This is a genomic window from Vibrio sp. 10N.286.48.C11 (assembly GCF_041469805.1).
Taxonomy (GTDB): Bacteria; Pseudomonadota; Gammaproteobacteria; order Enterobacterales; family Vibrionaceae; genus Vibrio; species Vibrio crassostreae_C.
This window is the reverse complement of record NZ_JBFRLK010000055.1, coordinates 1-23047: the sequence shown is the minus strand read 5'-3', so window position 1 is coordinate 23047 and position 23047 is coordinate 1. Positions and strand designations below refer to the sequence as shown.

The window sequence follows — 23047 nt, the reverse complement described above, 5'->3', positions numbered from 1 at the left end:
TAAATTGTATTTTGCGGCAGTATAATACAAAAAAGCCTGCAATATGCAGGCCAATTATTTGAAGTCGGTATTTTTATATTAATCGCTTATAGAACCTGGATGTGGTCCACTTCGATTTCAGGTGTCTTACCACCTTCATATTCACCGAAGATACGAACTTTTGTATCAGCGGTCAGTGGTTGTGCTAGGCGGATATCATCATCAAGTTCGATTTGAATTTCACTCTGGCCATCAGAGAAGACAAACGTGTCATTCTTAAGTTGACGAACGATCTTGCCATCCACAATTGCTTCTTGCTCTGCGAACATGCTTGTGTCGGCAAGTAGTGTCGCAACAGAAACGGTTTCAATTGGGCCAGTATAAGCAATAGCGCTTTCGTGCTTGTTGCTGTTGTGGTCACTAGCCATTGCGAAAGTAGGAGCAAGGATAATAGTAGATGCGATAGCTAATACAGTTTTTTTCATGGTGAATCCCTTAATGTTGTTTTTAGTAGAAACGTTTTTCTGAATTTGAAACGTTTCTTTTCGTTAGTACGTTTTTTGTTGAAGCGCCTGTTATCGTTCACAAGCTTCGTTTCGATGGAGCTATTAAACAACACTGGGGTTGAATCCAGAGTGAGTAACACATTCATTTTCCATTCATTTTATTGAGCATCTACTCGGCAATGACGTTAAGATGGTCGCAGAGAAATATTGCCCACAGCTATAAATTGAAAATTAAGAAATTAAGGATTTAAGTACAAATGCGAGCACCATTAAGTGCCCTTATGGTTCAAGGGACAACGTCAGATGCCGGAAAAAGTGTTTTGGTGGCAGGTTTATGCCGTGTTTTGGCAAGGAAAGGAATCAAAGTGGCACCTTTTAAGCCACAAAACATGGCGTTGAACAGTGCTGTGACAAAAGATGGTGGCGAAATTGGCCGTGCTCAAGCGGTTCAGGCGCAAGCTTGTAATATAGAGCCAACCGTTCACATGAACCCTGTATTGCTAAAGCCCAACTCAGATACCGGCGCGCAAGTGATTTTGCAAGGCCGAGCGCTGAGCAACATGGAAGCGACGGGTTATCATGATTACAAGAAAGTGGCGATGGATACAGTTATCGATTCGTTTGACCGACTTTCTGAAGAATATGAAAGCGTGATGATTGAAGGTGCGGGGAGCCCAGCCGAAATCAATCTTCGTGAAAATGATATCGCTAACATGGGATTTGCTGAGAAAGCGGACATCCCTGTGATCATCGTTGCTGATATTGACCGTGGTGGCGTTTTTGCGCATCTCTACGGGACATTAGCTCTATTGTCTGAATCTGAACAAGCTCGTGTAAAAGGCTTTGTGATAAACCGTTTTAGAGGAGATATCGCACTGCTTCAATCTGGCCTAGACTGGCTAGAGGAAAAAACCGGCAAGCCAGTCATTGGTGTTTTGCCATATCTGCATGGTTTTAACTTAGAAGCGGAAGATGCCATTACCTCTGCTCAAGAGTCTGACGGAGAAGCTAAGCTTAAGGTGGCGGTGCCAGTGCTAACCCGAATCAGCAACCATACAGACTTTGACGCGTTAAGATTGAATCCTTCGATTGATTTACGTTATGTCGGTAAAGGCGAACGTGTAAACAATGCTGATTTAATTATCTTGCCGGGTACAAAGTCGGTAAGAGCAGATTTGGATTACCTAAAAGAACAAGGCTGGGATAAAGATATTCAACGCCACCTGCGCTTAGGCGGCAAAGTGATGGGTATCTGCGGTGGCTACCAAATGTTAGGTAACATCATCCACGATCCTGATGGCGTTGAAGGGGAACCCGGCAGCAGCGAAGGGTTAAGGTATCTGGATACTGAAACGACCCTTACACAGCAGAAAACCTTAACCAACGTACGCGGCACCATGACGCTGGATGGCAAAACAGCACAAGTAAAAGGGTATGAAATCCACGTAGGTAGGACTGATGTCAAAGAAACAGCCTTACCGGTTCAGTTAGAATCTGGCAGCCTAGATGGCGCTGTGAATCAAGATAACTCGATTTTTGGTACTTACTTGCATGGCGTATTCGACAACAGTGATGCGTTGTCGCTTATTTGCGAATGGGCAGGAGCCAACGATGTGACCGCGATTGACCACGAACAGCTTAAAGAGCTGGGTATTAATCGAATCGCTGATGCCATCGAAGAGTACTTAAATCTTGATCTGCTTTGGCCAGAGTTAACAGCTTAAGCCGCCATTTAGAAGTTAGCTAAAGAACTTAAACGAACAATAGATAAGTGATAACAATGAAAAAGCGAGTCTTCCTTTTAACCATGGCTTTAACTTCGGCATTGAGTTCTAGTCATCTTTTTGCTGCGGAAAAGCTACGAGTTTACGCTGCATCGTCGATGACCAATGCGGTTAATCTGTTGGTTGAAGAGTTTGAGAAAGACCATTCTGTCGATGTGATTCCTGTGTACGCGAGTACGTCGTCTTTGGTGCGACAAATCGAAAGAGGAGCACCAGCAGACATTTTTATCTCGGCAAATGAGAAATGGATGACGCATTTAGTCGATCGTAAATTGGTTTATAGTGACAATGTCACAAACCTATGTGAAAACGAACTGGTGCTGATTGCTCCTAAAGAGACATCGGTAACGTTAGACCTATCAAAAGGTGAACAATGGGCTAAACTGCTTACTAATGAAAGGCTTGCAGTGGGTAACACCATGTCGGTTCCTGCTGGTATCTATGCAAAAGAAGCGTTAGAAACGTTAGGTGTATGGGACGATGTGAAAACTCGATTGGCACCAAGTAACAATGTTCGTATGGCCTTAGCCTTAGTCGAGCGCAGTGAAGCTAAGCTTGGCATTGTCTACAAAACGGATGCGTTGCTTTCTAAAGAAGTAAACCTAGTGTCGACCTTCCCATCAGATCTGCACACACCAATACGTTACCCTGTAGCGAAGTTGAGTGATAAAGTTGTGGCAGAAGAGTTCTATACTTTCCTAAAGAGCGAAAAAGCGAAAGACACCTTGAACAGTTTTGGATTTGAAGTGCGTTAAATGATGTATTTATCGGAATACGAATACCAAGCCTTAATGCTGAGCTTAAAAGTCGCTGGGTTTGCAATCTTATGGCTTATCCCTATCGGTATTGGCTTAGCATGGCTACTTGCTAAGAAACAATTTGTAGGTAAGAGCATTGTTGAGAGTATTGTCCATTTACCTTTGGTACTTCCACCTGTGGTTATTGGCTATTTACTGCTAGTGATGATGGGCAGGCAAGGTATCATAGGTTCGTGGCTCAATGACGTGTTTGGTATTGTATTCAGCTTTAGCTGGAAGGGCGCGGCACTAGCTTGTGTGGTTGTGGCGTTGCCGCTGATGGTTCGCTCTATTAGATTGAGCCTAGAAACCGTAGACAGTAAGCTTGAAGAGGCGGCTGCTACATTAGGCGCTTCACCTCTTCGTGTGTTTTTCACGATCACTTTACCCTTGATGATCCCAGGGGTCATTACCGGCACCATGCTTTCATTCGCAAGAAGCCTAGGGGAGTTTGGCGCGACCATCAGCTTCGTTTCAAATATTCCCGGTGAAACTCAAACCATTCCTTTGGCTATGTATACCTTTATTGAAACCCCTGGCGCTGAAATGGAAGCCGCGCGTTTGTGTGTCATTTCTATTGTGATAGCGCTGGGTTCATTGATGCTATCTGAGTGGCTCAACAAAAAGTCAGCACAACGTTTGGGAGGCAATGCATGAGTGCTTTGATCCTCCAATATCAACAACAACTTGGTGAAACGTTCTTTGATATCGACTTGGAATTACCAAGTAGCGGCATTACGGCAATTTTTGGTCGTTCTGGCGCGGGTAAAACCTCACTTATCAATGCAATCAGTGGCCTTAAACAGCCCGATAAAGGTCTGATCAGCGTATCTGGAACCACACTGTTCGATAGTGAAAATGGCATTAATTTGCCGACTCACAAACGCAACGTCGGTTATGTGTTCCAAGAGTCGCGATTGTTTCCACATATGAAGGTGGCAGCGAACCTTAAATACGGTATGAAAAGCGTCGATCAAGCGCACTTTGAGCAAATAGTCTCGCTGTTGTCTTTGGGTTCATTGCTTGACCGATACCCAGCTCGTTTGTCTGGCGGTGAGAAGCAACGTGTGGCGATTGGCCGCGCTTTGTTATCAAAGCCGAGCATTTTGTTGATGGATGAGCCTTTAGCGTCTCTCGACTTGCCTCGTAAGCGCGAAGTGATGCCATTTCTGGAAAACTTATCCGAAACCGTCCAAATACCGATCATCTATGTCACTCATAGCCTCAATGAAATTTTACGCTTGGCAAATCACCTTGTGATTATTGACCAAGGCAAAGTGATTTCGTCGGGTGTGACGGAAGAGGTTTGGGCATCGAGAGCCATGCAACCTTGGCAATCTTTCTCAGAGCAAAGCTCGTTGTTTGAAGCGACATTAGCGGAACACAATGACGATTATGCGCTGTCTCGCCTGATGCTAGGAAAGTCGACGTCGTTATGGGTTCAGAAAGTATCGAGTGAGCTTGGTACGACAGTGAGGCTGCAAGTTAGGGCAAATGATGTCTCTATCACGCTAGAACGGCCGAAAGGGACTTCTATACGTAACATCCTTCCTGTCACCATTAAAAGCGTAGAGACGCACCAACAAGGCACAAATAAGCAGAGTGTCGAGGTCGAGCTAGAGTTAGAGTCTGGGTGCTACCTATGGGCAACCATTACATTGTGGGCGCTGGATGAGTTAAATCTAGAAATCGGGCAGCGTGTTTACGCTCAAATTAAAGGTGTGAGTGTCGCTCAAAGAGATATCGCGGTAACGCATTAAACCTGACAAGGTCAGTTTTTCGATATTGCCGCGATACTGCCTGTTATAGGTTCTGAAAATTCGGTCTTGATTCCATGAATGGATACATGCGTCATTTTTATACGGTATAACTGCCAGTTTTGCGCCACACTATATGAGTGTTAAAGTATATGATTTGTCGAATCATATGAACATTAGCAACAAGAACATACAGACGTAACGATCGACGAACAGAAAATAGCGGATATAAAAAAGCCGCGTGTTTAAAGAAACATGCGGCTTAATTCTAAGTAGTACTGTTAGCGCTTAGCCTAGTTTAGGCGACTAGCGACTTACTTAGTAAAAACTTCTTTGAAATCACGCTTCAAGATTGCATCACGACGAGCTTTCTTGATTTGTTTAACCATGTCTTTTACACAGTTGTGTAGAACTTGGTCTAGCAGTTGAGCACGGTACTCTTCTTTTTCTTCGTCAGACATGTCTTCTGGAAGTTTAAGAGTAGGGAACTCTTCCATCACGTTAACACCAGCGAAAGCTTGGCTAACTGAGATTAGAGCGTGGAACTGCTCGAAGTTGTCTAAAACATTTTGTGCGCTTGCTGGAAGACTATCCCAAGCTTCGCGTACTGCTTCTTCAGACACTTCGTGAATAGAAGTAACCATAAAGTGCATCTCTTTTGGTACGCCATCAAATTCGATAACTTGACGAAGTTCTGGTGAGATGGTGGTTAAATCGATTTCTTGTTGTTCGTTGTTTGTAGCGTCTGACATAGTATTTCTCTTTAAAAAGAAACAATGCTAAAAAGATCTGTAAAAAAGTCAATATAATATAGAGATTAGGGCATGATTTAAGCCCAAATTTGAGCTACTTTGAATATTCAACACTAGATAAAGGTGATGTGATGATAGAAAAGGGATCTTCAATGCGCATATTGCTGGTTGATGACGTTCAACTAGACAGGATGCAACTTGCTATCCGACTCAAGCAACTGGGTCATATTGTAGAAGCTGTCGGTAGCGGAAAAGAAGCCCTGAGTGTTTATTCTGATTTTGATCCTGAACTCGTGTTACTTGATATCAGCATGCCTGATATGGATGGTTTTGAAGTGGCGAATGAGGTTCGAAGCCGATTCCCAGAATGGGTTCCCATCATCTTTCTTAGTGGTCACGAAGAACCTGAGATGATCGCAAAAGCGATTGACGCTGGTGGCGATGATTACCTGATCAAGCCAGTAAACAAGGTTGTTTTGAATTCTAAGCTGATTGCGATGCAACGTATCGCGCACATGAGACGAGAGCTAAAACAGAGCACAGCCAAACTCGAAGAACTGAACATCCTTCTGCAGCAACAAGCCAACGAAGATGGCCTGACCAAATTGTATAACCGTCGATATATGGATACTAAGCTTGAAGAGAGCATAGCGTGGCACGGAAGACGTAATATATCCATGACTGTTATACTTCTAGATGTAGACTTCTTTAAGCCTTACAACGATAATTATGGTCATATTCAAGGGGATAAGTGCTTACAAGGGCTTGCTAATACCTTGAAACAGCTGTTTGTTCGTGCGGGAGAGTTTGTCGGTCGTTATGGCGGTGAAGAGTTTGTTCTGATTCTTAGCGACACAGACAGTGAAGGCGCTAAGGTACACGCGACTCGAGTTAAAGAGGCATTGCATGAGATGAACTACGCTCATGACCACTCAACGGTATCGGATAGAGTGACAGTGTCACAAGGTGTGTTGTCATTTGTACCAGAAGGTGGCGAATCTATTGCGTCTATTTACGAAAAGGTCGATCAAGCGCTTTATCAAGCGAAGCAAAGTGGTAGAAATACCTTTGTACAACGTAACATTTTGGAGCTTGCGCGTTAGTTGGCGAGCTCTTTTAGATATTTGAATTTATACTTCTAATAGCGTTTGAGCTAGGAAGTGCTTTAAGTGATAAAAGAAATGCCACATTCGAAGTCATTTTCTATGACTAACACATCTTGGACGCTTGCGGTTCCTCTATTTTTTACCGCTTTGGCGACCACTGTTAATGCCAATACGCTATCTGATCTTTTTCGAAAGGATCTAGAGCAGAGCTTTGCCACCAGTGTATTGCTCAACGACACCGATGTTTTCACTTTTGGTATCAATAACTTTGACCCCAATAAAGTGTTTAGTTTGGACAATGAAGACATCGGTTCGAATGATTCGGTAAGTCGTCGCCAAAACATCACCTCCCTGAGTTTGCCTTACACATTTGAATTACCAAGTTACATCGAAGACAACCATCAAGAGGTGACGCTACGCTTGTCTGCATTGCGAATCGAGAACGATGTCGAGTACGCGGCAGCAAACAGAAACGATTTTCAAAAAGAGTCGGTAGTGTCTGGCTACGTCGAATTCGCGAATGTGTCCCAGCTAGACGAATATTGGAGCTTCAGCTCTGCAATCGGTAACCACATCTCTTACTACCGCAATGATTATGAATATCGCGCTTCGTTGCTAAAGCCTATTCAAGACCAACTGGATGGCGTATATCTCAATACTGATGCTTGGGCTTACATCATCGAGCCTAAAATCAAGCTGATGTACGAAGATAAGAATGACTGGGGAAAGTATAAATTGAGCACCAGTTGGCATTACTTTAATGGCATCGGCTGGGGCGAGGCGAATAATGGCAATGTCGGTCATCCTGAAGGGTGGTATATCGCCAATGAAGCCAAGGTTTTCTATGATCTCGTGCGTTGGGATAAGAACATCACTTCGATGTACTCGAGTATAAGACGAATTGATATTGGTGGTGACACCGTGGCATCTATGGGCACCACATCTTACTACGAGGGCAGTGTTGGTTGGTTGCTTAACCCAAACCTGTTTAATGAGTGGGTCGATAACGTGGGAATAGGTTTTACGATTAACTACGGAAGTAGCTTAAAAGGTGGCAGCTTGGTTATATTCTTCAACCAAGATTAAGCTCTTTTTTCCAGTTAAGCCCATACGGTCTCAAATCAATGAGGCTCGTTGAACTTGGAAGTGATAGTTATTGAAGCAGTTCGCTATTAATGGCTTAAGCTATTTAGATCTCTAGTACTTAATATCTTTAGCTTTTAACCATCGTTAACGGTCAATACATAATTTGTTTCGACCGGTTTCTTTCGCTTTATACAGCGCTTGGTCAGCAAGCTTCAATACCTCTTCAGGATGTCTGGTGGTTGTACTATCAGACAATCCAATACTCACCGTCACATTCACCACTTCCGATGGTTTACCGTTCTTGCCACGCTTTTTCATACCCACTTCATGATCGTCGGGGCGCTCATGGCTATTCCGAATCGTCATGTCGTAGTTTTGAACTTCGGAAATCAGAGCTTGAAGGTGCTCTTTAACTTGTTCCGAATGTTTGCCTTTGAAGATAATCGTGAACTCTTCTCCACCATAGCGATAAGCTTTAGCGCCGCCTGTGGTTTCCCTCAGAATACGCGCCACCAGTTTTAACACATCGTCGCCAATGTCATGGCCGTAGGTGTCGTTGAATTGCTTAAAGTGATCGATATCGACCATCGCCATCGAATACTTACGCCCTAAGTGCTTCATATCGACTTCTAAGGCGTGTCGACCTGGAATGTTAGTCAGTTGGTCATTAAAGGCCATATCATGACTAGCGGACATGACATAGACGATGATCAACGTGCCTGACAACGAGAACATGGTGCTCGAGATGTACTGAACGTCGAAGAAGATGAACGTGCAAGAAGAAAGCAGGATAGCGCTATAAACCACAACATCGATAGAGCGGTTATACACCAACACGAGAATGGCAGTAAGGCCAAGTAAGCAAAGGCTATACAACACCAAAACAAAAGGCAGTTTGGAGAAGTCTCTGACAATAAATAGAAGACCATCACTCCATGATTCAAAACCGCCGGCATGGAAGTGAGAGACGATCAATTGTGCCCACACCATAAACAGAACAAGAACGATGGCGTAGAGCAGCATCGACTTTGAGTTTACGCCGTTATCAGGGAAGGCATAAACAAGTAAGCAAGTGACAGGTACTAATGCCGCAAGTAACGAGAGCTCTAATAGCGTTGTGCCAGTATTGAGAGGCGTTTGTAAGCGAACTTGGATGATCAGATAAGCGACAAGCATGGTCACCGATACCATCGCCATTCGACCTTGTCTGAACGTATGGCATAGCAGAACCGCAACGCTCAATAAAATGTAAGGGAGGTTGCTAGCAAACCCTAAATTTGAGTCCGTCACGAGAATGACGTTGTCCATACCAACGAGCAAAATTGTTAACAGGACTAAAGGGAAGCAAAATCGAAACATGCTCGACGTTACAAAAGATGATGCCATTTATGTGGTGAGCCTAACTATATTGATGATCTTATTATTTAATACTATGCGTAGGATACGGTTAAACAAGCGATTGCCAAGCTTTTTGCCTAAATTAGAGCAAAAACATAGTCATAGGTCGCTATTGGTGCAATCATTTTTATATGTATTTTGAGTTGCTATTAACCTTAGAACGAACTACACAGTATATATGAGAAATTAATTAGTCGTTATAGATACTTAACAAAATCTGCTCTGCTGCTCTTACGTTGGCGCTGTCACTTAAAGGGCTTGATGATCAGTTATCATTGAGTGACCTTTTCATTAAGCGACGAAGATCTGTAATGAAGTCAGAGTAAGATTAAATAATGCCTAAGTTTCAACTATGGACAGTAAAACCTATAACTGAGTTATAGAAAGCTATTAGGAATTGCATGGTTTCAAGTGACTTTAGAAACGACTGCGACTAGAAAAACCGCTACAAATGGAGGTGTGGTATGCAAATTAGTGTTGATGTACATAACTATATGGAAACTCTGGTCGGTCATGTATTGGCTACCGAGGAATATGTGTCTAGTTATACCAACGAACAGTTGGCCGATCTCGCGTGCTTGGCTTTGGGCCAGCTAAAACCTATCTATATTCGTTTTGATATCGATTTTCTGTCAGCATTGCCAGAAGACAAATTGGTGCTCTATAAACGCAATAGTGAGATCGCGGTCAAAAATGCAGAAAGTATGATTATTGACGATCGAAGACGTGAACGTGACGACAATGTGCCTGTTATATTTAGTCAACACAATTTTGACGATGACGTAGAATTGCAATGGTATGAAAAGCCGTTGTTGAACCGTAAACAGTCATGATAGTTTAGGGTGAATACGGTCATTTAAGGAGTAAAAAAACGTGGGATTCTTTTCTAGATTATTTGGTGGCAAAGAAAAAACCGAACAAAAAGTAGAGATTGAGCCAGTCGAATATAAGGGTTTCAATATCTATCAAGATGCCATTGCAGAATCTGGTCAATACCGTGTTGCTGGGCGAATCGAGAAAGAATTCGATGGTGAAATCAAAACTCACCGTTTTATTCGTTCAGATGTTGTTTCAAACAAACAAGATGCCGATGAATTGATGCTCAAAAAATCGCAGATGTTCATCGACCAAATGGGCGACAATATATTTAGCTAACCAATTAGGGTTAGAATTGATGTTGGTCATAATTTAGAGAGCTTTCAGTGTATATGCTGAAAGCTCTTTTTAGTTTTATGGATAAAGAACAGCTAGTGAGTTGTTATTAAAAGGATTATTTGCAAGTGGTTTGACCTCTTGGTTCGAGACGGTCGTCATTTATCCGAATGAAGCGCTCAAATTCCGTCCAAATCGTTATAAGTAATAACTTTTCCTGTTCTTTGAACAAAACGCTTGAAGTATTAGTTGTCGTTAGATACAAACGAATAAGTCATTCGTGCCAATAGTCAAGGAATAGCTATGCAAATTGGTGTACCAAGAGAAACGCTCGCAGGTGAAACGCGAGTCGCTGCTTCGCCGAAATCGGTAGAACAGCTTCTAAAATTAGGATTTGAAGTTTGTGTTGAATCACAAGCAGGTGCGTTAGCAAGTTTTGAAGATGCAGCTTATGAACAAGCTGGAGCAAAAGTTGTCACCGCAGATGAAGCTTGGAAATCCGATATTATCTTTAAAGTTAACGCTCCGATCGTTGACGAGTCTAAAAATGAAATCGATCTTCTTAAAGATGGCGCAACATTGGTCAGCTTTATTTGGCCTGCTCAAAATCCAGAGTTAATGGAACAATTGTCCAGTCGTAACATCAACGTGATGGCGATGGATTCTGTACCACGAATTTCAAGAGCTCAGGCGTTAGATGCATTGAGTTCTATGGCAAACATCGCGGGTTATCGTGCTGTTGTTGAAGCGGCGCATGAGTTTGGTCGATTCTTCACGGGCCAGATTACGGCTGCGGGTAAAGTTCCACCAGCAAAAGTACTGGTTGCAGGTGCTGGTGTTGCTGGCCTAGCGGCAATCGGCGCTGCGGGTAGCTTAGGTGCAATCGTTCGTTCATTCGATGTTCGTCCTGAAGTTAAAGAACAAGTTGAGTCGATGGGTGCTGAATTCTTGGAAGTGGATTTCAAGGAAGATACCAGTGCTGGTGACGGCTACGCAAAAGAGATGTCTGAAGCATTCAATAAGAAAGCGGAAGAGCTTTATGCAGCTCAAGCAAAAGACGTTGATATCATCATTACAACGGCGCTGATTCCAGGTCGCCCGGCTCCGAAGCTGATTACCAAAGAGATGGTAGACAGCATGAGTGCAGGTAGTGTGATTGTAGACCTTGCGGCGGCCAATGGCGGTAACTGTGAATACACGGTTGCGGATCAAGTCATTACAACGGCTAATGGCGTGAAGGTGGTTGGTTACACTGATATGGTTGGTCGACTGCCGACTCAATCATCTCAACTGTATGCAACGAACCTAGTTAACCTTTTGAAACTGCTTTGCAAAGAGAAAGATGGCAACATCAATATCGACTTTGAAGATGTTGTTCTGCGTGGTGTTACTGTCGTTAAAGAGGGCGAGGTCACTTGGCCAGCTCCACCAATTCAAGTTTCAGCTCAACCACAACAAACTAAGCCAAAAGCGGCCAAACCAGAGCCTAAAGTTGAAGAACCTGTTTCTCCGATTAAGAAAGCGGCGGGTATGGCGGTAGCTGTTGGTGCATTCGCTTGGGTAGCTTCGGTTGCTCCAGCTGCGTTCTTATCTCACTTTACCGTTTTTGTTCTCGCTTGTGTGGTGGGTTATTACGTAGTTTGGAATGTAAGCCATTCTCTGCATACGCCTTTGATGTCCGTGACTAACGCTATTTCAGGCATCATTGTAGTAGGTGCACTGTTACAGATCGGGCAAGGAAGTGGCGTCGTCACGTTCTTATCATTTATTGCCGTATTAATTGCAAGTATCAATATCTTTGGTGGCTTTACCGTGACCAAACGTATGCTTGAAATGTTCCGTAAAGACTAAGGAGTAACAGATGTCTGAAGGATTAGTACAAGCAGCTTATATTGTTGCTGCTGTATTTTTTATTATGAGCTTGGCTGGGTTATCGAAACAGGAATCTGCGCGTGCAGGTAACTATTACGGTATCACGGGTATGGCAATCGCGTTGATCGCAACGATCTTTGGCCCTCACTCTGCTGGTATTGTGTGGATCATCATTGCTATGGTGATCGGTGGTGGTATTGGTATCCACTACGCAAGAAAAGTAGAAATGACTGAAATGCCAGAGCTGGTTGCAATTCTGCACAGCTTCGTAGGTATGGCGGCAGTACTTGTAGGTTATAACAGCTACATCGATCCACCTGCTACTGTTTCTATCAACCCTGCAGATATTCATGCAGAGCACGTGATCCACCTAGTGGAAGTGTTCGTTGGCGTGTTTATCGGTGCGGTGACGTTCACGGGTTCTATTGTTGCGTTTGGTAAGCTTCGCGGCGTGATCTCTTCGTCTGCATTGAACATCCCTCATAAGCACAAGTGGAATCTAGCGGCTATCGTAGTTTCTACACTACTGATGATCATGTTCGTTAAAGCGGACGGCAGCATGTTCGCGCTAATGGTGATGACGCTTATCGCATTCGCATTCGGTTACCACTTAGTGGCATCGATTGGCGGCGCAGATATGCCAGTAGTTGTCTCTATGCTTAACTCGTACTCTGGTTGGGCAGCAGCAGCGGCAGGTTTCATGCTTGCAAACGATCTGCTTATCGTAACTGGTGCATTGGTTGGTTCGTCGGGTGCGATTCTGTCTTACATTATGTGTAAGGCGATGAACCGCTCTTTCATCAGTGTTATTGCTGGTGGATTCGGCCAAGAAGTGGTTGTGTCTGATGGCGATGAAGAGCAAGGTGAACACCGCGAAACATCAGCTGAAGATGTGGCTGATATGCTGAAAAACTCTAAGTCAGTAATCATCACTCCTGGATACGGCATGGCAGTAGCTCAAGCACAATACCCAGTGCATGAAATCACTGAGAAGCTACGAGCGCAGGGCATTAATGTTCGATTTGGTATCCACCCAGTTGCTGGTAGGTTACCGGGTCACATGAACGTACTGCTTGCTGAAGCGAAAGTGCCTTACGATATCGTTCTAGAAATGGACGAAATCAACGATGACTTCGATGAGACAGATACTGTATTGGTAATTGGTGCGAATGACACCGTAAACCCTGCAGCACTTGAAGATCCAAACAGCCCAATTGCTGGTATGCCAGTACTTGAAGTTTGGAACGCTCAGAATGTTATCGTATTCAAGCGTTCGATGAACACAGGTTACGCCGGTGTGCAAAACCCACTGTTCTTCAAAGAGAACACGCAGATGCTGTTTGGCGACGCTAAAAAGAGTTGTCTAAGTATCTTAGAACATCTATAGAGATCACCTCTAAACAATATGTAACAACTCGATAAGGAGCTCATTTGAGCTCCTTTTTTTATCTTACGAAAGCGACTCTATGTGTGATCTCAGTTGATACGAAGTTGACGAAGCCTGATGCAAAACTTGTCGCAATTGAGGTTTGGCTTGCCAATCAGCCTACTAGTACGTATGTACAATGTGGCCGTAATATATTGGCCTTTATCTCTGTAGCTCGCCATTCTCAAAGTTTTTCATGCGGTTAAAAATTTATCTTTGATAGCGAATGGTATATATTTGGTTGATCTATATGAATTTGCGTTGGTTTGTGATCATCAAAAGAACATTTACTCTTCTTATCGCTACGTTGTCTGTGTCTGCAAACGCATTTGCTGACTCTTTACCTGAGCGTATCGATAATTTCACCAAACTCTTTGATCATGAAACGGCAATCGAATCTTACGATATTCGAGTGCTACAGGCTGATTATCCAACACGTTTGATCATGCCGTCTTCTATGCTGCCACAAACAGCAGAGTACCCGTTAAAAGACATTCAGCGCTTGTACCAGTTATCAAAAACCTGTAGTGGTAAACTGCCGTTAAGCCCTTTGATTACTGAGCCTTTAGTTTTTACTCGTGCAATGTGTAAAGGCACCAAGCTTTCTAACCGTTGGTTTAGCCGTAGTGGTTTGATTCACCCTGGCGGCGGTTCTTATGCGGCACGATACGTTGAGAAGTACCCAGAAAAATTCGACTCTCTGAAGCGCTTTATGCATATTCAAGAGCGACCAAACACCGAACACGATGAACTACTGTCTCGCTTGCAACAAATGGATAGCGAAGCAATCACCGCGCTGTTAGCGGGTGCCAGTATGTTTGTTGAGCTTGATGAGATGTGGGTAAAACGCGGCGACAGATATTACCTGTATAAAAAATCAGTCTGGAACGAAAATGCCACGCTTGCTGGGTTATCGTTTAGCTTGTCTTCAGAAGGTAAAAGCTGTTTTGTCCAGCGTGGTAATGTGTGTTGGGAAATAGAAGATCATTCAGAGCTTCTGCAAGTCGCCATGTTTATCTTGGTTATTGCCAACATCATGCTTGTCTTAGGTTGGGCGATTTACCGCTGGAACAGCAAGAAACAAGAGATGAAGAGTCGTATGCTGGTTCTTCAAATCCTAACGCACGAATTAAGAACGCCGATTGCGAGTTTGTCATTGACGGTGGAAGGGTTCAGGCGTGAGTTCGAACACTTACCAGAATCGGTATATGATGAGTTCCGTAGGCTGTGTGAAGATACACGCCGTTTAAGACAGTTGGCGGAAGCAAGTAAAGATTACCTGCAATCAGATAATCAACCGCTCGCAACAGAGTGGGTGCCAAGTGTTGAAGAGTGGCTCCAATACAAAGTTGAAGAAGACTTTGCGCCGGGGATTGAACTCCGTGTAAACAAAGATATAGCTGCAAAAGTGAACGTATATTGGTTGGGAACGTGCATCGATAACCTAATCAGAAATGCCGTGAAATACGGTGTGGCTCCAGTAATTCTAGAACTGAATACTTCTGACAAGAAGCTGACATTCAAAGTTATAGATAATGGAGACTTGTCTCGCAAAGATTGGGGGCAACTAAGAAAGCCATTCGTAAGTAAGAGTGGACTCGGTTTAGGTCTGACGATAGTGGAATCTATGGTTGGAAAAATGGGCGGTCACATGACGCTTATCGGCCCCCCAACAACATTTATTTTGGAGATACCTTGTGAAACAGACATTGCTTCTCGTTGAAGATGATAAAAATTTAGCTGACGGTTTATTAGTTAGCCTTGAGCAAGCTGGATATGAATGTTTGCATGCAGAACTGATCTCTGAAGTTGAAGGCTACTGGGAACAAGCGGATCTAGTGATTCTAGACCGTCAACTTCCTGATGGCGACTCAGTAGATTCACTTCCAGGTTGGAAGAAAAAGAAAGATATCCCAGTTATTTTGCTGACGGCTCTCGTGACAGTAAAAGACAAAGTAGCGGGCCTAGATTCAGGTGCAAACGACTACTTAACAAAGCCATTCGCAGAGGCTGAGCTATTTGCTCGAATTCGTGCTCAACTTCGCCTGCCAGATTCTGAAGAACAAGATGCATCAAAAGTTATCGCTCAGAATCTTGTTATCGATAAAGCGACACGTGAAGTGTTTTTCAATGAACAGGAAGTAACGTTAACGCGCACTGAATTTGACCTTCTACTGTTCTTGGCAAGTAACCTTGGACGTGTGTTTACACGTGATGAACTGCTTGACCATGTATGGGGTTACAACCATTTCCCAACAACACGTACGGTAGACACGCACGTTCTGCAACTAAGACAGAAACTGCCGGGTCTAGAAATTGAAACGCTGCGTGGCGTTGGTTACAAGATGAAAGCGTAATGAGAATAGCCTTACTTCCACTATTAATGTTTTCTTGCGTAGCGAATACCGCGCAAGCAACGGATTGGTTTAAGAGCAGCGATGCTCTGACTCAAGTTCATAAACATCTGCTAGATAACGATTTACCTCAGATGTTTGACTCATTAGTGGAAGTTTGGCAAATCAACTCGTCTCAATCACGAGAAGATCACCTCAATGAACTGTTCGATCAAGCATTGAACAAAGATTGTGGTAAAACTCTCACCAGAAAAACACTCCCAGATTGGATTAGTTCAGTCGTCGTTAAAAGACACATCATTCAAAGCCCTGGCCGAGATACCTTTCGTGTATCGATTAATGTTGAATCCGAAAACAACATTCAAGACATTACCTTCGAGAAGTGGGTCGATAAGATCGTTTCTTCGGACAGTGAGTTAACCAAAGACAGTGAAGTGGTTAACAACGAATCGGTGAGTCTATACCGCAAGCGTTACAATTTAGCCTCTCAACTTGAATCGGGTTTGTATCGTTTAAGTGTGAAAGGCGATGGTGGAAATTCTTGGAGTACTTGGATTATCCTTGGTGAAGTTGCAATGCGTCAGCAAGTTCGCTGGTCTTCAAAAGACACCTGGCGAATCGATAAAAAAGAACTTCTGAACCCTTATTGTCCTCTTCCTAAACTCGAAATTGGTTTGTACGATTATGTCGATGAACACTATGAGCAGGTGTGGGGCAAGAGCTATGAATCTGATTATCCAATGAACCTTACTGGTGAAGAACTTCCTAATGATCGCTATGTTTTAGCGGTTTCAATGGTGCATTCACGCTGGCAAGGCGACATAGCGATAGAACAAGCACAAACTATCAGTAAAACTTATGATATTTCTAGCGAAGAAGAGTTAAAGTAATTTAAAATTGTGCCGTTAACTATGTAAGGGATCTAACAAAGATAAACGGCATGAAAAAAACTACAAAACTACTCGCAGCGTCAATTGCATTCGCCAGTCTTCCTCTTTCAGCAGCAAACTACGCCATTGAAGCGCGTGGTGATGCGATGGGTGGTGTTGGTGTTGTTTCAGCAAACTTCCTAACTGCTCCATTCTATAACCCAGCACTTGTTGCGATTTATCGTCGTAATGATGACATGGGAATGATCACGCCAAGTTTTGGCGGTAATTATAATGACCCTAATAACTTAGTTGATGATATCGATAATTTAGTTGACAGCATTGAGTCAGGTACTGTGACTGCTTCTGATCTAGATGCTCTTAATGGTGATAGCCTGAATGTTGATTTAGGTGGTGTTGTAGCATTCGCTCTACCAAATCAGTATATTGCAGCAAACGTATTTGCAAAAGCATACACTGAATCATTTGTAACCCCTGATACATCTAGTGACGCTGCTAATAGTGACTTGGTTAATGCTGAGTTAACTGCTGTTAAAGCTGTTTCTATTGGCATTATGGAAGCTGGTATATCATTAGCAAAATATCAAACGTTCATGGGACAACATTTGTCGTTTGGTATTTCTCCAAAACTCCAAAGAATCTATACGTATAACTACATTGCCTCGGCACAAAACTACGATCTAAGTGATGTTCGAGAAAACGACACCGCGGAAACTACATTTAATATTGATGCAGGTGCGCTTTGGTTTTACGGCCCATTTAGAGTGGGTTTTTCTGCAACTAATATTATAGACCGTGAGATTGAAACTAAATCCGTTAGCCAACAGCTAACAAGCAGCACAGGGGCTACAAGAACAGTAACATCGAGTCATTCTTATAACCTGGGGCCTGTCTACACTGTTGGTGCGGGGATCGTTTCTGATTACTTTACGTTGAGTGTTGATTATGATTTGAATGAAGCAGAGAAGTTTACTTCGTTCGAAGACAACGAACAGATGATTCGTGTTGGTACTGAAGTCGACCTGTTACGTCAGCTTAAGCTAAGGGGAGGGTATTACAAGAACCTGGCTTACTCTGATTCAGAAGGAACAGTGACAGCCGGTATTGGTATCTCTCCACTCAATTTGTTCCAGTTAGATTTAAGTGCGAACTACACAAACGAAAATGCAATGGGTGCTTCAATCAATTTCCTTGCTAGTTACTAACAGTCCTTATATAGTTCTGCTCCTAAATAAAGGAGCAGAGCATGCTAAACGACTTACCAACCCTTTCTCACGAAGAACAACAGAAAGCTGTTGAACGAATTCAAGAAATGATGACTCAGGGCATCAGCACAGGACAAGCGATCAAAATTGTTGCTGAGCAAATTCGTGAAGAAATGAGTAATAAAGAAGAGTAGGGCATCAGCCCTTCTTTTTTAACACCTTAATGCACTATAACTAAATATATTACCCTCTAGTATATTATCTCGTACATCCCAACTCTTTAGTTACCCTAAATCCTAATCTGCCAAAAACCATTAAATACCTTATATTCAGCAAGTTACGTCGGAGTAATCCACTTTTCAAGCTTTCCTTGGCTTTGGGGTGTAATTAAATTACAGCAAGATCTGAAAGTAAAACAATCGCCATTTTAGGTGTCAGTATTTGTGTCACCACGTCTAAGTGGTTAAATATATGGCGTTTTTTAAGGCTAGTGACGTTGTGACTTCTATTTTTAGCGGATACGAGTGTATGAATGTTCAGAAGCAGACAAATGAGGATTTCATCTAGAAACAGTGCGAGATAAGTGACGACGGTAATGTTCAAAACCGATACCGCGAGTGACTTACCACTGGTTAGAGCGCGCTTTACTAGCCAAATACGCGTCTTTAAGAACAAGTGCTTAGGAAGCTAGAGGCGTACAGAAGAGCGGTTTATAGAGCGATTCAGGAACGATTCGTATCAATCTGAGAATGCTATTGATGGCGTTATTACAGATGGTGTTATAGCAAATGGTGTTATTGCAGATGGCGAGAGCGCGCTTATAGGCATACGAATCGATTAGAATGCTGATGAGACAACAAAGCTTATAGGTTTATTTAGTCAGCGGTTAAAAATCTAACGGCTGCTTAAGTGGAGAGTAGATATCGACAGGGTATTAATGGCGTGTTGATTGAGTAGTGGCCGAGAGTTGAATGTGTAGCTGCGGTCCAGTCTAGTGAGCCTTAATAAAACGTAACGACTTGGTTTCGTCCGTTGTCTTTCGCTTGGTAGAGTGCTTTGTCTGCACGTTTGATGGCTGTACGTATCGACTCATGCTCCTTAAGCTGCGTTACTCTAGTCGAAGTCGTCACTTTAAGCGCTTTAGGCCAAGGGCTTTGGTCCATTGCTAGGTAAAAATCATCGATAGATTCGTTACACTGTAGCGTGGTTTGTTCCAGGCAAACGAGTAGAAACTCCTCACCACCCCAGCGATAAAGTAAGTACTGCTCACCAAGGCTCTCGTTCGCCGTTGCGACAAACTGAATAAGTACTTTGTCACCCACTTCATGGCCATGTTGATCATTGATCTGCTTAAAATGGTCTAAATCAAACAACGCGATGTGAATCGTTTTTCCTTGTTGCGCCAGCCATTCGAAATCATAGAAGATATCTAACGCTTCGGTTCGGTTTCTACATCCGGTCAACGGATCGGTTGTTGCCTTTACCTTTAACTATTCAATCTCTTCGGTCAAATAGCGTTGTTGCTCTGCTGCGCGCGTTTTGCTTCGCTGTGCGATATGTAACGCACAACCCACATAATAGATGGCATACGTCACCCATAATCCAATTAAGAGTTCGCCTAACAAAGCTTTGCTGATGACTTTACCGTGGAAAACAATGCTTGAGATCTTAAGTGAATGGTGTCCATCTAGCGTGCTGGCTCCAAGCCCGAGCTCAACAGACACCGCGTTTGTAATGTCTACCGCGCTACTAGTAATAGGTTGGTTGTAATGATCAATCCACCAAAAAGGAACGTTGAAGTAGTTTAAGTCGATGTGGTTTTTATCTGGTAACGAGAAGTCTAAGCGATTGAACTTATTCGACATAGCATCACCTTTCACGCTGTAATTCTTGTTGTAATTCTTGTTGTAATTACGAATGTAGAAGCGAAACCTTGGGTCTTCTTGGCCTTGGTAATCCATATTAATGGTGACCGAATCGAACGTTGAGAGATCGAGCCCTTTATCTTGTGTCGATATAACGAATTCAATTTCACAGAAGGGTAAGCTATAGGTCCGTTCAAAGTCACACTGTAACTCAATGCCATCTTTTGATCTGTGTAACGAGCCTACGGTGCCACCATCGTGGTCTCTGTCTGTGTTAACGCGTGTAGGGTATTTGTTGTCTGGTGTAATAACGTAGCTCTTATTCATGAGCGTATTAAAAGAGATCAACGACACTAGCGTGATTGCTAGGCAAAAAATCGAAATGAATATGTTGAGTTTTCGGAATGCTTTGTCGCTCATGATACTAACCCGTACACGTGATTCGAATGTAATGCGCAATGCCTTAGAGTTGGCGCAATCGAAGATTCTATTTGAGTAACGCCTTAGGTGGAATCGGTATACCTAAAACTAACGCAGAGCTCAGGTTATACAGTAAAGAGATTCATTTAACCAAATGTAAGTTTAAAATCTGAACGCAGAGCCTTGATTCTGAATGTTATTTGCTCAATAAGTGCGGTTTTTACGGGGGTAATAATTTAACTGTATATTTATACAGTTAAATTTAAAGTGGCTCGGTTTGTTGTAATCAGAGTGGTGTGTGTAAGTTTTATGGTTAGCTGTGATAACGACTCACGAGGCCACTGTTACTGTTCATCAATTAAAGTGGAGGGCAGTTATGTTGCAGTGTCACTTTTCAAACTCAATTTTATCGAATCACTTTGTTGTTTATGAGAGCGTTCGCACCACTCATCTTGTCTTTCATTCCTAATTTCCGCGCTGTGGTGCAATACCTACTTGAATATTACGCATCTCGATGGAAAACGAAGTGATGGCGTTTCTTGATGCGTTGGTCATTGCATTTATTACAGGTGGAGTCTCAAGCCTCGGCACGATTGCGGCTTTGAAAACAGACATCCACTGGATTAAACGAGTGCAGCAAGACCAAGAGCAACGGAAACGAAAACTGGAGGACCCCAATGGCTAGAAAGGTTACAAATGCAAAGGCCGGCCAGCTAATGAAGGGCTACACGCTTAGAAATGGGCGAGTGGTCAGGCGAACACGACACGGAAACGTTACAAAAAACGGTGACAAATCACACTAATCAAAAGAGCTGCTTTATTATGAAAGTAGCTCTTTTTACATCTTCGACATACGTAACTAGGCCATTAGCATCTAGTTTTAGAGCTAATGATTTAAATCACTGTTATAATTAGAGTTTATGGTTATAATTTATTCCCATAAAGCAAACTAGGAAGAAATCTATCACATTGATAGTGAAATATTGTCCTAATAAGTCATTAAACGGACGACGTAGCGGTTGAATTGCGTTTACGTTGCTTAACTAGGCGTTACATGATTTTTTGGTAAAATATATAAATAGGTCAATCATGAAGCTTGCAGTAAATGTCGATTTAGCAAAATCTATCTACCTTGATGAGCGAGGAGATAGAAACCCAAATGTTACAAGTACTCTAGACTATTTTTTTATCGGTGGAGTTGAGGTCTTTAATCGTGATAAAAAGAGAATCATAGATTTTGTTAGATCCTTTAAAATAGAGCTTTATCCTGATCGCGACCCAGATGGCTGGGAGCTAAAAGGAGCTAGTAATCCTTCATTTTTTAAAAACAAAGAGTTATCTAATGAAGATAATAGGAAGTTAGATAAAGCAGCTGCTGAAAATAAATGGAGTCGTTGGTCAAAGGCTCTGAGAACTAACCGGCTTGAATATAAGCTATATGGTTCGTTTGTTAAATTATCTGATTTCAAAGAAAAATTCCCGGAATGTACAGAAAAAGATGTAATTAAGTCAGCATTTGTAAATGTCGCTTATAAATTTGTTAATTTTGGCTGTGTTCAGCGTGACCTCGATGAAAATCGTTTGTGGGACTATATTATATACCCTAGTACTTTCTATTTTGATAATGTCACTAACCTACAAGAGAAGTCTGTTTTAGAGGCTTTTAAAGAATATCCAGAACATTATCCCCATATAGCCAATGGCTTTTGTGTCGGGAATAATCTCAATTTCATCACAAACGAAAACTACAATGATGATGACGAAATCATGATGCAGTTTGTTGATATGCAAATTTATGCGTTAACCCGCTTTCTGAGTCCTAGTAGAGGTAAAGCGCAAAATTCAGCTAATATTTTAATCAATTTTGAAGAGTATGTTTATAAATTACCTCAAATAAAAGACCAAACACTGAAGCTCGATGATAATGAACTAAGGCGTATTAGTGAGCTTCATTATAATGTTGTCCCAATATTTCATGATATACAAAATCGTTTTCATCGGTATGGTTGGAAAGATGGGCGGCCAGCGACATCATTAGCTTTGATCGCTGATGATACTTATGAGGATTTTGGTTTTGAGGCTCATGTCATAATGCAAAAATTTAGTGGAATGTTTAAATTACCTGAAGGCGAACTCTTCAATAAATTGAATCGTGTTCCCTTGAGGTAAGCGCTTAAGACAGACTTTTTAATCAGTTTTTACGGAGCAATTTTTATCAGGTTGGTGTCGCTCACTACTTAAGCCTGCATTTAGGGAGAATACATGGATTCATTGTATAATGATTGGTTCTCAACTAGAGCAGCAATAGCCGTTTTAGTTGGTCTGTTGCCTTTCTTTAGATTTTTCATGAGCTGGTTTCATCTCACAAGCAGTTCAAAGTGAAGAACTTAGAGTTGTTGTTCCATAGTTTTGAAAAGGAAGTTAACCCTGCAACGAGGTTGGTCGTCGAACAACAGTTTCGGTTACTCTTTAAGTATGAAGCGAACTATGATGAAATTTGTGTTTTGCTGTTAAGTCAAAAGCCAACTAGTACGGTCGAATTGTATAAAGATGGTGGTCAGTACTTCAGGGCAAGATCATGAAAAACCCATATGGAATAAGGGGTAGCGTGAAGTGATGTTTCCACTAATTTGTACACTGAAGTCACAACAAATTCAATACATTCAAGATCGATTTGATGATCAGATTTAGGTGTGAT

The 23047-nt window shown here is 42.4% G+C and carries 20 protein-coding genes and 1 pseudogene; 17 read left to right on the top strand and 4 right to left on the bottom strand.

Going from position 1 to position 23047, the window contains the following annotated elements; translation table 11 throughout:
• Nucleotides 1-86: 86 nt before the first annotated feature.
• Nucleotides 87-464 (bottom strand): YgiW/YdeI family stress tolerance OB fold protein, encoded by a 378-nt coding sequence (locus AB4209_RS15130; RefSeq protein ID WP_048608277.1) that lies wholly within the window; start codon nucleotides 462-464, stop codon nucleotides 87-89.
• Between the two features lie 278 nt (nucleotides 465-742).
• Here AB4209_RS15130 and AB4209_RS15125 point away from each other — a divergent pair, with 278 nt between their 5' ends.
• Genes AB4209_RS15125 through modC form a run of 4 tightly spaced genes read left to right on the top strand, consistent with a single transcriptional unit; the run spans nucleotide 743 to nucleotide 4826 of the window.
• Nucleotides 743-2209 carry a cobyric acid synthase gene (locus AB4209_RS15125; protein WP_372056373.1) on the top strand — a complete coding sequence of 489 codons (1467 nt, stop codon included), beginning with the start codon at nucleotides 743-745 and terminating at the stop codon, nucleotides 2207-2209.
• A gap of 56 nt (nucleotides 2210-2265) precedes the next feature.
• On the top strand, nucleotides 2266-3024 hold the full coding sequence (gene modA, locus AB4209_RS15120) for a molybdate ABC transporter substrate-binding protein (RefSeq protein WP_017060111.1): 759 nt from the start codon (nucleotides 2266-2268) through the stop codon (nucleotides 3022-3024).
• Nucleotides 3025-3723 carry a molybdate ABC transporter permease subunit gene (gene modB / locus AB4209_RS15115; RefSeq protein ID WP_017060110.1) on the top strand — a complete coding sequence of 233 codons (699 nt, stop codon included), beginning with the start codon at nucleotides 3025-3027 and terminating at the stop codon, nucleotides 3721-3723. It abuts the gene before it with no gap.
• Nucleotides 3720-4826: a molybdenum ABC transporter ATP-binding protein ModC gene (gene modC / locus AB4209_RS15110; protein ID WP_017060109.1), complete on the top strand. Its 1107-nt coding sequence runs from the start codon at nucleotides 3720-3722 to the stop codon at nucleotides 4824-4826. Before modB ends, modC begins: the two co-directional genes overlap by 4 nt.
• Before the next feature lie 311 nt (nucleotides 4827-5137).
• Here modC and AB4209_RS15105 read toward each other — a convergent pair whose 3' ends face one another.
• On the bottom strand, nucleotides 5138-5575 hold the full coding sequence (locus AB4209_RS15105; protein WP_017060108.1) for a DUF3069 domain-containing protein: 438 nt from the start codon (nucleotides 5573-5575) through the stop codon (nucleotides 5138-5140).
• 131 nt (nucleotides 5576-5706) lie between these two features.
• On the opposite strand from AB4209_RS15105, the gene AB4209_RS15100 reads away from it, so the two are divergent.
• Nucleotides 5707-6678: a diguanylate cyclase gene (locus tag AB4209_RS15100; protein ID WP_170967997.1), complete on the top strand. Its 972-nt coding sequence runs from the start codon at nucleotides 5707-5709 to the stop codon at nucleotides 6676-6678.
• 78 nt (nucleotides 6679-6756) lie between these two features.
• A complete protein-coding gene (locus AB4209_RS15095) occupies nucleotides 6757-7767 on the top strand; it encodes a Solitary outer membrane autotransporter beta-barrel domain (RefSeq protein WP_029235232.1) in 1011 nt (336 codons plus the stop codon).
• A gap of 144 nt (nucleotides 7768-7911) precedes the next feature.
• On the opposite strand, the gene AB4209_RS15090 is transcribed toward AB4209_RS15095, so the two are convergent.
• Nucleotides 7912-9153, bottom strand: a complete 1242-nt coding sequence (locus tag AB4209_RS15090) for a GGDEF domain-containing protein (protein ID WP_032545705.1) — start codon at nucleotides 9151-9153, stop codon at nucleotides 7912-7914.
• Nucleotides 9154-9629: 476 nt separating this feature from the next.
• Between AB4209_RS15090 and AB4209_RS15085 the strand changes: the two genes are divergently transcribed.
• From AB4209_RS15085 to AB4209_RS15045, 9 genes are all read left to right on the top strand, one after another.
• Nucleotides 9630-9998: a late competence development ComFB family protein gene (locus AB4209_RS15085; protein WP_017060104.1), complete on the top strand. Its 369-nt coding sequence runs from the start codon at nucleotides 9630-9632 to the stop codon at nucleotides 9996-9998.
• A gap of 40 nt (nucleotides 9999-10038) precedes the next feature.
• Nucleotides 10039-10320: an HlyU family transcriptional regulator gene (locus AB4209_RS15080; protein WP_004731023.1), complete on the top strand. Its 282-nt coding sequence runs from the start codon at nucleotides 10039-10041 to the stop codon at nucleotides 10318-10320.
• A 300-nt stretch (nucleotides 10321-10620) separates the two neighbouring features.
• A complete protein-coding gene (gene pntA / locus AB4209_RS15075; protein ID WP_017060103.1) occupies nucleotides 10621-12168 on the top strand; it encodes a Re/Si-specific NAD(P)(+) transhydrogenase subunit alpha in 1548 nt (515 codons plus the stop codon).
• Between the two features lie 10 nt (nucleotides 12169-12178).
• A complete protein-coding gene (pntB, locus tag AB4209_RS15070; protein WP_017069087.1) occupies nucleotides 12179-13576 on the top strand; it encodes a Re/Si-specific NAD(P)(+) transhydrogenase subunit beta in 1398 nt (465 codons plus the stop codon).
• A gap of 289 nt (nucleotides 13577-13865) precedes the next feature.
• A complete protein-coding gene (gene vxrA, locus AB4209_RS15065; RefSeq protein ID WP_372056370.1) occupies nucleotides 13866-15338 on the top strand; it encodes a sensor histidine kinase VxrA in 1473 nt (490 codons plus the stop codon).
• A complete protein-coding gene (gene vxrB, locus AB4209_RS15060; RefSeq protein ID WP_017060099.1) occupies nucleotides 15313-15972 on the top strand; it encodes a response regulator transcription factor VxrB in 660 nt (219 codons plus the stop codon). Before vxrA ends, vxrB begins: the two co-directional genes overlap by 26 nt.
• A complete protein-coding gene (locus AB4209_RS15055) occupies nucleotides 15972-16859 on the top strand; it encodes a DUF2861 family protein (protein ID WP_102320802.1) in 888 nt (295 codons plus the stop codon). Before vxrB ends, AB4209_RS15055 begins: the two co-directional genes overlap by 1 nt.
• Nucleotides 16860-16909: 50 nt before the next feature.
• Nucleotides 16910-18064 carry a conjugal transfer protein TraF gene (locus tag AB4209_RS15050; RefSeq protein ID WP_372056368.1) on the top strand — a complete coding sequence of 385 codons (1155 nt, stop codon included), beginning with the start codon at nucleotides 16910-16912 and terminating at the stop codon, nucleotides 18062-18064.
• 41 nt (nucleotides 18065-18105) lie between these two features.
• On the top strand, nucleotides 18106-18258 hold the full coding sequence (locus tag AB4209_RS15045; protein ID WP_017073513.1) for a YoaH family protein: 153 nt from the start codon (nucleotides 18106-18108) through the stop codon (nucleotides 18256-18258).
• A gap of 807 nt (nucleotides 18259-19065) precedes the next feature.
• On the opposite strand, the pseudogene AB4209_RS15040 reads toward AB4209_RS15045, so the two are convergent.
• Nucleotides 19066-20388: pseudogene (locus AB4209_RS15040) on the bottom strand (GGDEF domain-containing protein).
• Nucleotides 20389-20863: 475 nt separating this feature from the next.
• Here AB4209_RS15040 and AB4209_RS15035 point away from each other — a divergent pair.
• Nucleotides 20864-21034: a hypothetical protein gene (locus AB4209_RS15035; RefSeq protein ID WP_181360018.1), complete on the top strand. Its 171-nt coding sequence runs from the start codon at nucleotides 20864-20866 to the stop codon at nucleotides 21032-21034.
• A 404-nt stretch (nucleotides 21035-21438) separates the two neighbouring features.
• Nucleotides 21439-22518, top strand: a complete 1080-nt coding sequence (locus AB4209_RS15030; RefSeq protein ID WP_102511941.1) for a DUF3800 domain-containing protein — start codon at nucleotides 21439-21441, stop codon at nucleotides 22516-22518.
• Nucleotides 22519-23047 lie beyond the last annotated feature (529 nt).

What these genes read in the sequence shown, in the direction of transcription:
- AB4209_RS15130 (WP_048608277.1), bottom strand. Translation starts at nt 464, where the DNA reads ATGAAAAAAACTGTATTAGCTATCGCATCTACTATTATCCTTGCTCCT.
- AB4209_RS15125 (WP_372056373.1), top strand. Translation starts at nt 743, where the DNA reads ATGCGAGCACCATTAAGTGCCCTTATGGTTCAAGGGACAACGTCAGAT.
- modA (WP_017060111.1), top strand. Translation starts at nt 2,266, where the DNA reads ATGAAAAAGCGAGTCTTCCTTTTAACCATGGCTTTAACTTCGGCATTG.
- modB (WP_017060110.1), top strand. Translation starts at nt 3,025, where the DNA reads ATGATGTATTTATCGGAATACGAATACCAAGCCTTAATGCTGAGCTTA.
- modC (WP_017060109.1), top strand. Translation starts at nt 3,720, where the DNA reads ATGAGTGCTTTGATCCTCCAATATCAACAACAACTTGGTGAAACGTTC.
- AB4209_RS15105 (WP_017060108.1), bottom strand. Translation starts at nt 5,575, where the DNA reads ATGTCAGACGCTACAAACAACGAACAACAAGAAATCGATTTAACCACC.
- AB4209_RS15100 (WP_170967997.1), top strand. Translation starts at nt 5,707, where the DNA reads ATGATAGAAAAGGGATCTTCAATGCGCATATTGCTGGTTGATGACGTT.
- AB4209_RS15095 (WP_029235232.1), top strand. Translation starts at nt 6,757, where the DNA reads ATGCCACATTCGAAGTCATTTTCTATGACTAACACATCTTGGACGCTT.
- AB4209_RS15090 (WP_032545705.1), bottom strand. Translation starts at nt 9,153, where the DNA reads ATGGCATCATCTTTTGTAACGTCGAGCATGTTTCGATTTTGCTTCCCT.
- AB4209_RS15085 (WP_017060104.1), top strand. Translation starts at nt 9,630, where the DNA reads ATGCAAATTAGTGTTGATGTACATAACTATATGGAAACTCTGGTCGGT.
- pntA (WP_017060103.1), top strand. Translation starts at nt 10,621, where the DNA reads ATGCAAATTGGTGTACCAAGAGAAACGCTCGCAGGTGAAACGCGAGTC.
- pntB (WP_017069087.1), top strand. Translation starts at nt 12,179, where the DNA reads ATGTCTGAAGGATTAGTACAAGCAGCTTATATTGTTGCTGCTGTATTT.
- vxrA (WP_372056370.1), top strand. Translation starts at nt 13,866, where the DNA reads ATGAATTTGCGTTGGTTTGTGATCATCAAAAGAACATTTACTCTTCTT.
- AB4209_RS15055 (WP_102320802.1), top strand. Translation starts at nt 15,972, where the DNA reads ATGAGAATAGCCTTACTTCCACTATTAATGTTTTCTTGCGTAGCGAAT.
- AB4209_RS15050 (WP_372056368.1), top strand. Translation starts at nt 16,910, where the DNA reads ATGAAAAAAACTACAAAACTACTCGCAGCGTCAATTGCATTCGCCAGT.
- AB4209_RS15045 (WP_017073513.1), top strand. Translation starts at nt 18,106, where the DNA reads ATGCTAAACGACTTACCAACCCTTTCTCACGAAGAACAACAGAAAGCT.
- AB4209_RS15035 (WP_181360018.1), top strand. Translation starts at nt 20,864, where the DNA reads ATGGAAAACGAAGTGATGGCGTTTCTTGATGCGTTGGTCATTGCATTT.
- AB4209_RS15030 (WP_102511941.1), top strand. Translation starts at nt 21,439, where the DNA reads ATGAAGCTTGCAGTAAATGTCGATTTAGCAAAATCTATCTACCTTGAT.